The 13986-nt window shown below is 73.8% G+C and carries 13 protein-coding genes; 8 read left to right on the forward strand and 5 right to left on the reverse strand.

Annotated elements, in window-relative coordinates; translation table 11 throughout:
* Window positions 1-256: 256 nt before the first annotated feature.
* Window positions 257-1357 (reverse strand): branched-chain amino acid aminotransferase, encoded by a 1101-nt coding sequence (locus ACWEFJ_RS27160; RefSeq protein ID WP_378093798.1) that lies wholly within the window; start codon window positions 1355-1357, stop codon window positions 257-259.
* A gap of 75 nt (window positions 1358-1432) precedes the next feature.
* On the reverse strand, window positions 1433-2641 hold the full coding sequence (locus ACWEFJ_RS27165; protein ID WP_378093796.1) for an APC family permease: 1209 nt from the start codon (window positions 2639-2641) through the stop codon (window positions 1433-1435).
* 194 nt (window positions 2642-2835) lie between these two features.
* Between ACWEFJ_RS27165 and ACWEFJ_RS27170 the strand changes: the two genes are divergently transcribed.
* The gene (locus ACWEFJ_RS27170) at window positions 2836-4332 is read left to right on the forward strand and encodes a leucyl aminopeptidase (protein ID WP_378093794.1); all 1497 of its coding nucleotides are present in this window, start codon (window positions 2836-2838) and stop codon (window positions 4330-4332) included.
* A gap of 203 nt (window positions 4333-4535) precedes the next feature.
* Here the strand turns inward: ACWEFJ_RS27170 and ACWEFJ_RS27175 are convergent, their stop codons facing one another.
* Window positions 4536-5144, reverse strand: coding sequence for an NAD(P)-dependent oxidoreductase (locus ACWEFJ_RS27175; protein WP_449715437.1), 609 nt, complete (start codon window positions 5142-5144; stop codon window positions 4536-4538).
* A gap of 49 nt (window positions 5145-5193) precedes the next feature.
* On the opposite strand from ACWEFJ_RS27175, the gene ACWEFJ_RS27180 reads away from it, so the two are divergent.
* Window positions 5194-5772 carry a TetR/AcrR family transcriptional regulator gene (locus ACWEFJ_RS27180; protein WP_378093790.1) on the forward strand — a complete coding sequence of 193 codons (579 nt, stop codon included), beginning with the start codon at window positions 5194-5196 and terminating at the stop codon, window positions 5770-5772.
* A gap of 68 nt (window positions 5773-5840) precedes the next feature.
* Here the strand turns inward: ACWEFJ_RS27180 and ACWEFJ_RS27185 are convergent, their stop codons facing one another.
* Complete coding sequence (locus ACWEFJ_RS27185; RefSeq protein WP_378093788.1) at window positions 5841-6158, reverse strand: oxidoreductase; 318 nt, start codon at window positions 6156-6158, stop codon at window positions 5841-5843.
* 175 nt (window positions 6159-6333) lie between these two features.
* Between ACWEFJ_RS27185 and lpdA the strand changes: the two genes are divergently transcribed.
* The 6 genes from lpdA to ACWEFJ_RS27215 all read left to right on the forward strand — a co-directional run bounded on the left by lpdA (window position 6334) and on the right by ACWEFJ_RS27215 (window position 12964).
* On the forward strand, window positions 6334-7704 hold the full coding sequence (gene lpdA / locus ACWEFJ_RS27190; protein ID WP_378093786.1) for a dihydrolipoyl dehydrogenase: 1371 nt from the start codon (window positions 6334-6336) through the stop codon (window positions 7702-7704).
* Window positions 7705-7758: 54 nt separating this feature from the next.
* Window positions 7759-9549, forward strand: coding sequence for a 2-oxoglutarate dehydrogenase, E2 component, dihydrolipoamide succinyltransferase (gene sucB, locus ACWEFJ_RS27195; protein ID WP_449715438.1), 1791 nt, complete (start codon window positions 7759-7761; stop codon window positions 9547-9549).
* Window positions 9550-9661: 112 nt separating this feature from the next.
* Window positions 9662-10546 carry a TIGR01777 family oxidoreductase gene (locus tag ACWEFJ_RS27200; protein ID WP_449715439.1) on the forward strand — a complete coding sequence of 295 codons (885 nt, stop codon included), beginning with the start codon at window positions 9662-9664 and terminating at the stop codon, window positions 10544-10546.
* Window positions 10543-11139 (forward strand): phosphatase PAP2 family protein, encoded by a 597-nt coding sequence (locus ACWEFJ_RS27205; RefSeq protein ID WP_378093780.1) that lies wholly within the window; start codon window positions 10543-10545, stop codon window positions 11137-11139. Before ACWEFJ_RS27200 ends, ACWEFJ_RS27205 begins: the two co-directional genes overlap by 4 nt.
* Window positions 11126-11866 carry a lipoyl(octanoyl) transferase LipB gene (gene lipB, locus ACWEFJ_RS27210; RefSeq protein WP_378093778.1) on the forward strand — a complete coding sequence of 247 codons (741 nt, stop codon included), beginning with the start codon at window positions 11126-11128 and terminating at the stop codon, window positions 11864-11866. The genes ACWEFJ_RS27205 and lipB overlap by 14 nt, the downstream gene beginning before the upstream one ends.
* Before the next feature lie 75 nt (window positions 11867-11941).
* Window positions 11942-12964 (forward strand): serine hydrolase, encoded by a 1023-nt coding sequence (locus ACWEFJ_RS27215; protein ID WP_449715440.1) that lies wholly within the window; start codon window positions 11942-11944, stop codon window positions 12962-12964.
* Between the two features lie 44 nt (window positions 12965-13008).
* On the opposite strand, the gene ACWEFJ_RS27220 is transcribed toward ACWEFJ_RS27215, so the two are convergent.
* Window positions 13009-13941, reverse strand: a complete 933-nt coding sequence (locus ACWEFJ_RS27220; protein WP_378093774.1) for an LLM class F420-dependent oxidoreductase — start codon at window positions 13939-13941, stop codon at window positions 13009-13011.
* Between the last annotated feature and the right edge of the window lie 45 nt (window positions 13942-13986).

A 13986-nucleotide genomic window follows, 5' to 3' on the forward strand; every position in this document is an offset into this window, starting at 1 on the left:
GGACGAAGCCGGCAGGCCTGGCGGGACGCTTTTCCCCGCCGGGCCTGCCGGCTTTGGCCTGCCCCTGGTACCCGTAAGGGCCCCATGTCAAATCGAGCCGGACCCGAGCGCTGAACTCACCGTCCCTGAACGTAGGACTCACGCGCTCCCAACGTACGACTCACGCGTTCTGAACGTAGGACACACGCGTTCTGAACGTAGGACACGCGCGTTCTGAACGTAGGACACGCGCGTTTTGGAGGTAGGACACGCCGGGTTAGTCGATTTTGGTCATCCAGCCGTGCGGGTCGGGGACCTGGCCCTGCTGGATGCCGGTCAGGTGGTTGCGCAGCCGCATGGTCACGTCACCGGTCCGACCGCCGGCCACCGAGAACTCGCCCTCCGCGTGCTTCACGTACCCCACCGGCGTGATCACCGCCGCCGTGCCGCAGGCGAACACCTCGGTCAGCTCCCCGGACTCGGCCTTCTTCTCCCACTCCTCCGTGGAGAACCGCCGCTCCTCGACCGCGTACCCGAAGTCGGCCGCCAGCCGCAGCAGCGAGTCCCGGGTGATCCCCGGCAGCAGCGCGCCCGACAGCTCCGGCGTCACCACCCGCACGTCCTCACCCGACCCGAGGACGAAGAACAGGTTCATCCCGCCCATCTCCTCGACCCACCGCCGCTCCACCGCGTCCAGCCACACGACCTGGTCGCAGCCCTGCTCGGCGGCCTGCGCCTGCGCCACCAGCGACGCCGCGTAGTTGCCCGCGAACTTCGCCGCGCCCGTGCCGCCCGGGGCCGCCCGCACGTACTCCGTGGACAGCCACACCGTCACCGGCTTCAACCCGCCGGCGAAGTACGACCCGGCAGGCGAGGCGATGAGCACGTACAGGTACTCCTTCGCCGGCCGCACGCCGAGGCCCTTCTCGGTCGCGTAGAGGAACGGCCGCAGGTACAGCGACTCCTCCGGGATGGACGGCACCCACCGCCCGTCCACCGCGAGCAGCTCCCGGATCGACCCCAGGAACAGCTCGTCGGGCAGCTCGGGCATGGCGAGCCGGCGGGCCGACGCGCGGAAGCGCTCGGCGTTCGCCGAGGGGCGGAAGGACGCGATCGAGCCGTCGGGCTGGCGGTACGCCTTGAGCCCTTCGAAGATCGCTTGGCCGTAGTGCAGCACCATGGCCGCCGGGTCCAGCTCCAGCGGGTGGTAGGGCTCGACGGCGGCGTCGTGCCATCCCCGCTCCTGGCTCCAGCGGATCGTCACCATGTGGTCGGTGAAGTGCTGCCCGAAGCCCGGCTTGGCGAGTACCTCCGCAACGCGCTCCGGGGTCGCCGGCTGCGGGTTGGGGGTCCGGGTGAAAGGCAACGCGGTCGTCATGGCAGCACGATAGCCGCCACTGGGACGTCGGAAAATCGCTGTCCCGATGCTCGGACATCCGACCATCCGGACGGATCAGCCGACGGCGTGCCGCACTCGACCCAGCGCGAGCAACCCGGTACCCAGCGCGACCCCCGCCCCGGTCACGACGAGGGCCGTCGAGGGCGCGCTCATCGCCAGCAACACCGACAGCCCCAGGCCCAGGCACGCCGTCCGCATCGACCACGTCCGGTCGTCCTGGAGCAGCACGCGCGCCGAGGCGTTCGTGAACCCGTAGTAGAACGCCGTGCCGCACGCGCCCACCGCCAACGCGGTCGACGGCGGCAGCGCCACCACGCCCAGCACGGCCAGTCCCGCGCCCGCGACCTCCAGCGGCCAGCCGGCCCGGATCGGCGGCAGGTCACCCGTCTCGGTCATGCCGACCAGCGTCCGCCGCGCCGACGCGAGCACGAAGCACAGCGACGACACCGCCGCCACCGCCGCGCCGACCGCGAGCACCGGCAGCAGCCACTGCCCGTCGGCCGCCACCAGCGCGTCCCGCAGCGGCGCGGGCGACAGCGCCAACCGCGCCGGCCCGAGCTGACGCAGCAGCGCCGCGCCGACCGCGACGGCCACCACCAGCACCACGCCGATCGTCGCCGGCACCGCGAAGTGCAGCACGCGGGACGGGAACACCCGGTCGCCGTCGTGGGGCGCGGTCACCCGCTCGAACCCCAGGAAGACGGCGAACAGCAGCGACGACGCGGCCATCAGGCCCTCGAACCCGGGCGACTCCCCCGCCGCGACCGGGTTGCCCTCCGGCGGCGCGACCGAGAAGCACACCAGCACCACCAGCAGCAGCACCCCGAGCACCACGGCGAGCGCCGCCGCGCTGAGCCGCGTGCCCCACCTGACGCCGGCCGCGCCGAGCCCCGCCGTCACCACGAGCAGGGCCACCGCCGCCGCCACGCGCTGCTCCGGGAACACGTAGGAACCGAACACGCCGGCCACCGCCGCCGCCATGCCGGCCCGGCCGACCAGGTGGGCGCTCCCGCCGATCCGCGCCGGCCACGGGCCGAGCTGGTTGCGGATGTAGGCGTAGCCGCCTTGGGCGTCCGGGTAGGCGCGGTGCTGGTCGGCGGTGGAGAACGCGCAGCACAGCGCGGCGACCGAGGCCAGGAGCAGACCGGGGAGGAACCAGGGGCCCGCGACGGCCGCGGCGGGGCCGAATCCGGTGAACACACCGGCCCCCAGGGTCGCGCCGAGAGCGAGCACCACGGCCCCCGCACGGGGCGTGATTTTCACCGGTACACAGTCCCAGATCAACCGGGTGACCGCGAACGCCCGGCCGGTTGACCCCCATTCGTGTTAATTGTTACTCATTGCTATCGAAGGTGCGGCCGACATGGGTGTGAACGAGACCTTTAGCATTCGTCACGATCCACCCTCATCCCGCCGCACGCCCAGGAAGCGCCGGGAGGACCCGTCAAGGAGCCGCAGTGACCGCGCCGAAGTTGGCCATCACCGACAGTGACCTGAGCACCACCGCCGCCGACGCCGTCGTGGTTGGCACGATCCAAGGCCCGGACGGCCTCGCCCTCGCCGCCGGCGCCGAGGCGGTGAACGCCGCGTTCGACGGCGCGCTGCTGGAGGTGCTCGACGCCGTCGGCGCGACGGGCAAGGCCGACGAGGTCGTCACCGTGCCGACGCTCGGCAAGCTCGCCGCCCGCGTCGTGCTCGCCGCCGGCCTCGGCAAGCCCGCCGCCGACGGCACGGTCACCGAGGACCAGGTGCGCCGCGCGTCCGGCGCCGCCGCCCGCGCGCTGGGCGGCAGGAAGCGCGCCGTGACCACGCTGTCCGCCCTGCACCTCGGCCCCGCCGTCGAGGGCACCGTGCTGGGCGCGTACTCGTTCACCGCCTACAAGTCGAACAAGGGCGACGGCCCCGTCGCGCGCGTCGACCTCGTCGCGCCGGCCGAGGGCACCGTGCGGGCGCACCGCGCCACGCTCAAGGCGTCGACCGCGATCGCCGAGGCCGTGACCACGACCCGCGACTTCGTCAACACCCCGCCGAACGACCTGTTCCCGGCGTCCTTCGCCGATCGCGCCGCCGCCCTGGCCAAGGCCGAGGGGCTGGAGGTCGAGGTGCTGGACGAGAAGGCGCTGCGCAAGCAGGGCTTCGGCGGCATCCTCGGCGTCGGCGGCGGTTCCAGCCGCCCGCCGCGCCTGGTCCGCATCACCTACCGCGGCCCGAAGGCGGGCAAGAAGGTCGCGCTCGTCGGCAAGGGCATCACCTTCGACACCGGCGGCATCTCCATCAAGCCCGCCGCCGGCATGGACGAGATGACCTCGGACATGGGCGGCGCGGCGGCCGTGATCGCCACCGTCGTGCTCGCCGCGAAGCTGAAGTTCCCGCTGGAGGTCACCGCGTGGGCCCCGATGGCGGAGAACATGCCCTCGGGCACCGCCTACCGGCCCGGCGACGTGCTGACCATGTACGGCGGCAAGACCGTCGAGGTGCTCAACACCGACGCCGAGGGCCGGCTCATCCTCTCCGACGCCATCGTGCGCGCCTGCGAGGACAACCCCGACTACCTGATCGAGACGTCCACGCTCACCGGCGCGCAGGTCGTGTCGCTGGGCAAGCGGACCGCCGGCGTCATGGGCACCGACGAGTTCCGCGACCGGGTGGCCGCGCTCGGCCGCGCGGTGGGCGAGCAGGCGTGGGCCATGCCGCTGCCGGAGGAGCTGCGCGGCGACCTCGACTCGCGGGTCGCCGACATCGCGAACGTGGCGGGGCACCGGTTCGGCGGCATGCTCACCGCGGGCGTGTTCCTGCGCGAGTTCGTGGCCGAGGGCGTGTCCTGGGCGCACATCGACGTGGCGGGTCCGGCGTTCCACTCGGGCGGCCCGTACGGCTACACCGCCAAGGGCGGCACTGGCGTCCCGGTCCGCACCATGGCCGCGGTGCTGGCCGACATCGCGGCCAACGGCTGACCGACACCGACCGCTCCCTCGACGCCGGTCGGTTCACGACGCCGGTCGGTTCACGACGCCGGTCGGTTCACGACCCGGACCGGGGCAACGCCCCCGGACGGGGCGGCGGCCCGATCGCCCCGCGGTCCGACTGGCGCACCGATCACCTCGCGGTCCGGCCGGCACCCCGATCGCCCTGCGGCCCGGTCGGCGCTCGACGCCGATCAGTCCGCGATGCTGATCACCTGGCGCACGGTCCCCGGGTCGGCCAGGCAGCGCACCACCAGCGCCGCCAGGTCGGCCCGGGACACCGTCCGGCCGCCGCGCACGTTCACGCCGACCGCCGTGCGGTACGCGCCCGTGCGCGGCCCGTCGGTCAGCCGCGGCGGGCGGACGATCGTCCACTCCAGACCGCTCGACCGCACGACGTCCTCCATCCGGGCCATGTCACCCCACGGGTGCCTGAACACCCGCCGCAGAACGGGCTTCACGAGGTAGCGGCTGACCGGGTCGTCACCCTCGGTCACCATGCCGCTGTTGCTGACCACGACCAGCCGGCGCACGCCGTGCGCGCCCATCGCCGCGATCGCCGACCGCGTGCTGTCGGTCTGCACGGACGTCGGCCGCCCCACCGCCCGCGGCCCGATCGCCGACACCACCGCGTCCGCGCCGGCGACGTGCGGCCCGAGCGAACCCGGGTCCATCACGTCGGCCACGGTGTCGCGGCCGTTCGGCGCGCGCACGATCGCGGTGACCTCGTGCCCGGCCTCCCGCGCCAGCTCCACCACCCTCGTCCCGGTGCCGCCACTCGCGCCGAGAACCGTGATCCTCATGCGTCCGCCCTCCGGTTGGTGAGCACTCACTAACCACTAGGGTAGCCCCATGAGCACACGCGACCGCATGCTCGACGCGGCGGCCCACGTCCTGCGCACCAAGGGCCTCTCGCGCGCGACCACCAAGGAGATCGCCAAGGCGGCGGGCTTCTCGGAAGCGGCGCTCTACAAGCACTTCGCCGACAAGACCGAGCTGTTCCTGGCCGTGCTGCGGGAACGCGCGCCGAGCGACTTCCCGGCCCGGCTGGCCGCGCTGGAACCCGGCGTCGGCGACGTGCGCGAGACGTTGGCCGACATCGCCGCCGCCGCGATGGCCTTCTACCGCGACACCTTCCCGATCGCGGCGTCGCTCTTCGCCGAACCGGCGTTGCTCGCCGCCCACCGCGAGGCGCTGAACGCGCGCGACACCGGGCCGCAGACCGTCCCGCAAACGCTCGCGCGGTACCTGGAGGCCGAACGCGCGCTGGGCAGGCTGCCGGCGGCGGTGGACCCGCGGTCCGCGGCGGAACTGCTGCTGGGCGCGTGCCACTACCACGCGTTCCTCGGGTTCTTCACCGACTGGCCCACCGAGCCGCGCGCCCTGGTGGCGACGCTGTGGGCCGGGCTCGACCGCCCGTTTCCCACGTGACGGACGCCGACCACCACATAGTGAGACAGCCCGGGCGGACACGGCGCGCCGCCCGGGCGCGCCGGGGCTCAGGACTGGTTCTTGCGCCGCGAGTACTCGCGCATCCGCTTGGGGTAGCCGACGATGCCCGCGTCGTAGATCGGGATGCCCAGCTTCTTGGCCAGGCGCTTCGCGCCCTCCGTGCCGTCGATCCGCCGCCGGGTCCACTCGCCGTCGTGCGCGACGAGCACGACCGTGGTCTCCGTCACGGTCGTCTTCGGTTCGACGTACGCCTCCACGCCCCGGCGCGCGGCCGCCCACTGCTCCAGGTGGCCGGTGTCCGTGGACGTGGCCGTGCGCAGCACACCCGGCCGCTGCTTCCTGCGAAAACGGTCGAACAGGCCCACCGGGCCACCTCCTGCCGGAACCTCAGGCGACCATGGTGCCGGCGCGCGTGTGAAAGCGGGGCCAAATCCTCCGAACAGGACACCGCGTCGCCGGCGTTCGCACGGTAGTGACAAGATGGCAACCACACGCGCGCACCCGCGCGGAGTAAGGCATCAAGCTCTCCAGGGAGAACCCGTGACCGACACCTCCGCCGACCTTGTGATCCTCGGTGGCGGCTCGGGCGGCTACGCCTGCGCGTTCCGCGCGGCCGAGCTCGGCCTGTCCGTCATCCTGGTCGAGAAGGACAAGCTGGGGGGCACGTGCCTGCACCGCGGCTGCATCCCCACCAAGGCGCTGCTGCACGCGGCGGAGGTCGCGGACAACGCGCGCGAGGGTGACCAGTTCGGCGTGAAGTCCTCGCTGGAGGGCATCGACATCGCGGGCGTCAACTCGTACAAGGACGGCGTGGTCAGCCGCCTCTACAAGGGCTTGCAGGGCCTGGTCAAGGCCAACAAGGTGACCCTGGTCGAGGGCGCGGGCACGTTCGTCGGCCCGAACGCGGTCGAGGTGGACGGGCAGCGCTACACCGGCAAGAACGTGGTGCTGGCGACCGGTTCCTACGCGCGCAGCCTGCCCGGCCTGGAGATCGGCGGCCGGGTCATCACCAGCGACCAGGCGCTCAACCTGGACTTCATCCCGGAGAAGGTCGTCGTGCTGGGCGGCGGCGTCATCGGGGTCGAGTTCGCCAGCGTGTGGTCCTCCTTCGGCGCGGACGTCACCATCGTGGAGGCGCTGCCCCGCCTGGTCCCGGCCGAGGACGAGTACGCGTCCAAGCAGCTGGAGCGCGCGTTCCGCCGCCGGGGCATCAAGTTCAAGACCGGCGTGAAGTTCACCGGCGCCACCCAGGACGAGTCCGGCGTGTCCGTGACCCTGGAGTCCGGCGACGTGCTGGAGGCCGACCTGCTGCTGGTCGCCGTCGGCCGCGGCCCCAACACCGCGGGCCACGGCTACGAGGAGGCGGGCGTCGCGCTGGAGCGCGGGTTCGTCGTCACCGACGAGCGGCTGCGCACCAACCTGCCGGGCGTCTACGCGGTCGGCGACATCGTGCCCGGCCTGCAGCTCGCGCACCGCGGGTTCCAGCAGGGCATCTTCGTCGCCGAGGACATCGCCGGGCTGAACCCGAAGGTCATCGACGAGGCGGGCATCCCGCGCGTGACCTACTGCAAGCCCGAGGTCGCGTCGGTCGGCCTGTCCGAGGCCGCGGCCAAGGAGAAGTACGGCTCCGCGGAGACGTTCGTCTACGACCTCGCGGGCAACGGCAAGAGCCAGATCCTGAAGACCGCCGGCGGCGTCAAGCTCGTGAAGGCGCCCGACGGCCCGGTGGTCGGTGTCACGATGGTGGGCGAGCGGGTCGGCGAGCTGATCGGCGAGGCCCAGCTCATCTACAGCTGGGAGGCTTACCCCGAGGACGTGGCTCCGCTGATCCACGCCCACCCGACCCAGACAGAAGCCCTCGGCGAGGCCTTCCTCGCCTTGGCCGGCAAGCCGCTGCACGTGCACGGCTGACCGTCGCACCCCAGTCAGCCGATCCCCGACTTACGCACGAGGAGTCAGCGAACGATGGCCTTCTCCGTCCAAATGCCCGCACTCGGCGAGAGCGTCACCGAGGGCACGGTCACCCGCTGGTTGAAGCAGGAGGGTGACCGCGTCGAGGTCGACGAGCCGTTGCTGGAGGTGTCCACCGACAAGGTCGACACCGAGATCCCCTCGCCCGCGGCGGGCGTGCTCCAGAAGATCGTCGCCCAGGAGGACGAGACCGTCGAGGTCGGCGCGGAACTCGCCGTCATCGGCGACGGCTCGGGCTCCGGGTCCTCCGACGAGTCCGACTCGACCACGGGCGCGGCCACCGCGCCCGCCGAGGAAGCGCAGCCGGAGCCCCGGTCCGCGCCCGAGCCGGAACCGGAACCGGCCCCGCAGGCCGAGGCGGCCCCGGCCCAGGCTCCCGCGCAGTCCGGCGGCGGCTCGGCCGACGGCACCCCGGTGACCATGCCCGCGCTGGGCGAGAGCGTCACCGAGGGCACCGTCACCCGGTGGCTGAAGGCCGTCGGCGACTCGGTCGAGGTCGACGAGCCGCTGCTGGAGGTGTCCACCGACAAGGTCGACACCGAGATCCCGTCGCCGGTGGCGGGCACGCTGCTGGAGATCACCGCCGGCGAGGACGAGACCGTCGAGGTCGGCGGCAAGCTCGCGGTGATCGGCTCGGGCTCGCCCGCGCCGGCCGCCCAGGAGGCCCCCAAGCCCGCGCCGGCCCCGGCCCAGGAGGCCCCGAAGCCCGCCGAGGCCCCGGCCCAGGAAGCCCCGGCCCAGGAGGCGCCGAAGCAGGAAGCGCCCGCGCCCGAGGCCCCGAAGCAGGAGGCCCCGAAGCAGGAGCAGGCCAAGCCCGCCGAGGAGTCGTCCAACGGCGCGCCGTACGTGACGCCGCTGGTGCGCAAGCTCGCGTCGGAGAACGGCATCGACCTGTCCACGCTCAAGGGCACCGGCGTCGGCGGCCGGATCCGCAAGCAGGACGTGCTGGCCGCCGTCGAGGCCGCGAAGGCCCCGAAGCAGGAGGAGGCCAAGCCGGCCGCCGCCGCGCCCGCGTCCGCGCCCGCCCAGCGGGTCGCCACCGCGCCGGCGGACACCAGCGGCAAGCGCGGCACGGTGCAGAAGCTGCCCCGGCTGCGCCAGATCGTCGCCCAGCGCACGCGCGAGTCGCTCCAGGTCTCGGCGCAGCTCACCCAGGTGTTCGAGGTGGACGTCACCAAGATCGCCCGGCTGCGCGCCAAGGCCAAGGCGGCGTTCGAGCAGCGCGAGGGCACGAAGCTCACGTTCCTGCCGTTCTTCGCCAAGGCGGCGGTCGAGGCGCTCAAGCAGCACCCGGTGCTCAACGCCTCGATCGACGAGGAGAAGAAGGAGGTCGTGTACCACGGCGCCGAGCACCTGGGCATCGCGATCGACACCGAGCGCGGCCTGCTGAACGCGGTCATCGCGAACGCGGGCGACCTGAACCTGGCCGGCCTGTCGCACAAGATCGGCGACCTGGCGGCGCGGGCGCGGGCCAACAAGCTGACCCCGGACGAGCTGACCGGCGGCACGTTTTCGCTGACCAACCTGGGCAGCAACGGCGCGCTGTTCGACACGCCGATCATCCAGCAGCCGCAGGTCGGCATCCTGGGCGTGGGCGTGGTCAAGAAGCGGCCGGTGGTGATCACGGACGAGAACGGCGACGACACCATCGCCATCCGGTCCATGGCCTACCTGGCGCTGACCTACGACCACCGGCTGGTCGACGGCGCGGACGCGGGCCGGTTCCTCACCACGGTGAAGAACCGCCTGGAGGAGGGCGCGTTCGAGGCCGACCTGGGTCTCTGACGGCACGACCCGCGAAGGCCGCTCCCGGTGCGCCGGGGGCGGCCTTCGCGCGTGGTGCGGGTGACACGTTCGCCGCTGTGCAACGGCGCCCCCGCTGCGAGACGATCAACCCATGCGGGTTGTCATCGCGGGATCGTCGGGCTTGATCGGCACCAGTCTGGTGGTGGCGCTGCGCGGCGCCGGGCACGAGGTGCTGCGGCTCGTCCGGCGGCCGGCCGCGGCGCCGGACGAGCGGAGCTGGGACCCGCCCGCCGGCCGGATCGACGCCGGCACGTTCGACGGCGTGGACGCGGTGGTGAACCTGTGCGGCGCGGGCGTCGGGGACAAGCGGTGGAGCGACGCGCGCAAGCAGGTGCTGCTGGACAGCCGCACGGTCCCGGCCGAGGTGCTGGCCGCGGCCGTGGCCGAGCACGGCGTCCCGGTGCTGGTCAACTCGAGCGCCGTCGGCTACTACGGCGACACCGGCGACGAGGTCGTGGACGAGACGAGCCCGTCCGGGGCCGGGTTCCTGGCGGAGCTGTGCCGCCGGTGGGAGGCCGCGACCGCGTCCGCCGAGGGGCACGCCCGGGTGGCGCGGCTGCGCACGGGCCTCGTGATCAGCCCGTCCGGCGGCCTGTTCGGCAAGATCAGACCGCTGTTCTCGGCGTTCCTCGGCGGGCGGCTGGGCGACGGCCGCCAGTACCTGCCGTGGATCTCGCTGGACGACGCGGTCTCGGCCATCCGGTTCGTGGTCGAGCACGACGTGGCCGGCCCGGTGAACGTGACCGCGCCGAGCCCGGTCACCAACGCCGAGTTCACCCGCACGGTCGGGCGCGCGTTGCACCGGCCGACGCCGTGGGTCGCGCCCGCGTTCGCGTTGCGGGCGGTGCTGGGCGACATGGCGGACGAAGGTCTGCTCGCCGGTCAGCGCGCGGTGCCGCGGGTGCTCGAACGCGCCGGCTTCCGGTTCCACCACCCGGCGCTGGAGGCCGCCGTGGCGGCGGCCGTCGGCCGGTGATCGCGCTGGTCGGCGTCGTGCTGGCGCTGGCCTCGGCGGTGCTGGGCCTGACCGTCCGGCACCGGCCGCCGGCGCTGGACCGCGAGCTGCACCAGGCGGCGGTGGACCTCGGGCCGGGGTTCGTGCACTCGGCCGCGGTGGTGAGCTTCGTGCTCAGCCCCGGGCTCGCCACGATCGCGTTGGTGTCGCTGGGGTTGCGGGCGTTCCTGGCCCGGGACGCGGTGGTGGCGCGGTGCGCGGCGCTGCTCGCGGTCTGCTGGGCCACGGTGTTCGCCCGGCACGCCTACCAGCGGGTCCGGCCGATCGACTTCCCGAAGTGGTCCTACCCGAGCGGGCACGTCACGGCGGTCACGGCGGTCGCGTTCACCGGCGTGGTGCTGTGCGCGTGGATGGCGCGCCGGCGCCTGCGGCTCGCGGTGGCGCTGGCGTGCGCGGCGGTGCTCGCCACGGCGGCCAGCCGGGTCGTGCTGGAGATGCACTGGTTCACCGACACGCTCGGCGCGGTGCTCGCCGTGGTGGGCGTCGGCCTCGTCGTCGCCCGTGCCCTGGGGTTGCTGCCCGTGGGCGTAGGGTCGAGACGTGAGCAGTCCTGACCTTTCCTGCCGCACCTCGACGGACCCGATCGAGGTGCGCGAGCTGGGCACCATCGACTACCTGGCCGCGTGGGACCTGCAACGGGAGCTCGCCGAGGCCCGCGCGGACGGCGCGATCGGCGACACGATGCTGCTGCTGGAGCACCCGCCCGTCTACACCTGCGGCCGGCGCACCTCGCCGGAGGAGCGGCCGAGGGGCGGCGACGTGCCGGTCATCGACGTGGACCGGGGCGGCAAGATCACCTGGCACGGGCCGGGCCAGCTCGTCGGCTACCCGATCGTGGGGCTGGCCGAGCCGTTGGACGTCGTGCAGTACGTCCGCCGGCTGGAGCAGGCGCTGATCCACGTGTGCGATCGGCTGGGCGTGCGCACGGGGCGCGTCGAGGGCCGCAGCGGGGTGTGGATCCCGGCCGACGAGCGGGGCGGCGAGCGCAAGGTCGCGGCGATCGGGATCAGGGTGCAGCGGGGCGTCACCATGCACGGGTTCGAGATCAACTGCGACGCCGACCTGTCCGCGTTCGGCGACATCATCCCGTGCGGCATCCGGGACGCCGGGGTGGCGTCGTTGTCGCACGAGCTGGGCCGGGCCGTGACCGTGGCCGAGGTGCTGCCGCTGGTCCGGGAGGCGGTCGTGGACGCGTTGAACGGCGACCTGCCGGTGACCGAGCGGACGCTGGACCGGTCGGGGCCGGTCGCGGCCGGGGTGACGTTCGCCGTGCGCGGCTGATCCGTCCGGCTCCTGACAAGCCCATCCGACCTCTCTAGGTTCCGTAATCACGGATGACCAGAGGGGAGAGTCGTCGTGCTCCTGACCCGACGAGACCTGCTCCGCACCTGTGGCGTGGCGGGGGCCGCCACGCTGGCGCCCACCGCGACCGCCGCGGCGACGGCCGGGCCGGACGACTGGTTCGGCTGGTTGCGCGCCCACCGGCGGCAGGTGGCGGCCGTGCTGGACGACGGGCGCGGCGGGCGGGTCGCGCACCGGCCGGACGAGCGGCAGCCGTTGGCGTCGGCGGTGGCGGTGGTGCACCTGGGCGCGTACGCGCGGGCCGTCGAGGCGGGCGCGGCGCGGCCGGAGGAGCGGGTCGGCGTCGGCGAGTGGGAGCGGTACCACCTCGACGTGGGCGGTGGCGCGCACCAGGCGTCGTTACGCGCGTTGGGCATCCGCTCCACCAACGGCGTCGTCGCCGACGACCCGCACCACGCCGTCACGCTGGACGACCTGGTCGCGGCCGCGGTCCGGCACGGCGACCACGCGGCGGCGGACTTCCTGCGGCACCGGTTGGGCGAACAGGCGCTCCGGGAGACCGCGGCGCGGTGGCCGACGCTGCCCGTGCCCGAGGTCCTGGGCGAGGTGCTGCGCCTGGTGCTCGGCCGCCGGGTGGACGTGCGACGGTACCTCGACGACCCGCGGTTGCAGTTGGAGGTGATCGGGCGGCTGCCCGACGTGCCGCGCAGCCCCGAGGGGCGGCGTCCGTGGGCCGGCGGCACGTGGACGGGCACGGCGGCGGGGCTGAACCGGGCGCACCGGGCGTTGACCGCCGTGCCGCTCGCCCGCGCGCACCTGGAACGCGCCGACGCCGACCTCGGCCACCCGCTGCCGCCGGGCGTGGCGGGCGTCGGGTTCGCGGGCGGGTCGCTGCCGGGCGTGGTCGCGGTCGGCTTCGGCGTGCGGCGGGACGACGGCTCGGTGGGCAGCGCGGCCGTGCTGGTCGAGGAGGTGGACGAGCCGTGGGCCGGCCGGGCCGGCGAGCTGGCGGGGCTGGTCCGCCGGGCCCTGCTGGAGCCCGTCGTGCTGCGGGAGTTCCGGGCGAGCCTGTCGTAGGGGGTGGGCAGGCGCTCGGGCCGCCCACCCCCGCGACGGGCCGGTCAGCCCCGGAGCTGCGGCGCGACGGCGGCCGCGACCAGCTCCACGTGGTCGAGGTCGGCGAGGTCGAGCACCTGGAGGTAGACGCGGTCGATGCCGGTCTTCTCGCGCCACGAGCCGAGCCGGTCGACCACCTCGTCCGGCGTGCCGGCCAGGCCGTTGCGGCGCAGCTCGTCCACCTCGCGGCCGATGGCGTCGGCCCGGCGGGCGACCTCGGCGTCGTCGCGGCCGACGCACACCACGAGGGCCGCCGACCGGGTGATCTCGGCCGGGTCGCGGCCGATCTCGGCGCACGCCGCGTCGACCCGGGCGAGCACCTCGACGGCGCTGTCCACCGGCTGGAACGGCAGGTTGAACTCGTCCGCGAACCGCGCGGCGAGCGCCGGCGTGCGCTTGCGGCCGGTGCCGCCGACCAGCACGGGGATCCTGTGCGCGGGCTTGGGCAGCGCGGGCGAGTCGGCCAGCCGGTAGTGCGTGCCGGTGAAGTCGAAGGTCTCGCCGACCGGCGTGTTCCACAGGCCGGTGATGATCTCCAACTGCTCCTCGTACCGCTCGAAGCGCTCGACCGTGGACGGGAACGGCAGCCCGTACGCGGTGTGCTCGGCCTCGTACCAGCCCGCGCCGAGGCCGAACTCGACCCGTCCGCCGGACATCTGGTCCACCTGCGCCACGGAGATGGCCAGCGGGCCGGGGTGGCGGAACGTGGCGGCGGTCATCAGCGTGCCGAGCCGGATGGTCTCGGTGTCGCGGGCCAGGCCCGCGAGCGTGATCCAGGCGTCGGTCGGGCCCGGCAGGCCGTCCACGCCGCCCATCTTGAGGTAGTGGTCGGAGCGGAAGAACGCGCCGTAGCCCGCGGCCTCGGCGGTGCGCGCCACCGCCAGCAGGTCGTCGTAGGAGGCCCCTTGCTGGGGCTCGGTGAAGATGCGGAGTTCCACCCGGGTGACGCTAGTCGGGTGGGTGGGGACGTCGCGATCCGAGCG

Source organism: Actinosynnema sp. NPDC004786, assembly GCF_053601135.1.

Coding starts and splice junctions, on each gene's coding strand:
- ACWEFJ_RS27160 (WP_378093798.1), bottom strand. CDS start 1,357: ATGACGACCGCGTTGCCTTTCACCCGGACCCCCAACCCGCAGCCGGCG.
- ACWEFJ_RS27175 (WP_449715437.1), bottom strand. CDS start 5,144: ATGAGGATCACGGTTCTCGGCGCGAGTGGCGGCACCGGGACGAGGGTG.
- ACWEFJ_RS27180 (WP_378093790.1), top strand. CDS start 5,194: ATGAGCACACGCGACCGCATGCTCGACGCGGCGGCCCACGTCCTGCGC.
- sucB (WP_449715438.1), top strand. CDS start 7,759: ATGGCCTTCTCCGTCCAAATGCCCGCACTCGGCGAGAGCGTCACCGAG.
- ACWEFJ_RS27200 (WP_449715439.1), top strand. CDS start 9,662: ATGCGGGTTGTCATCGCGGGATCGTCGGGCTTGATCGGCACCAGTCTG.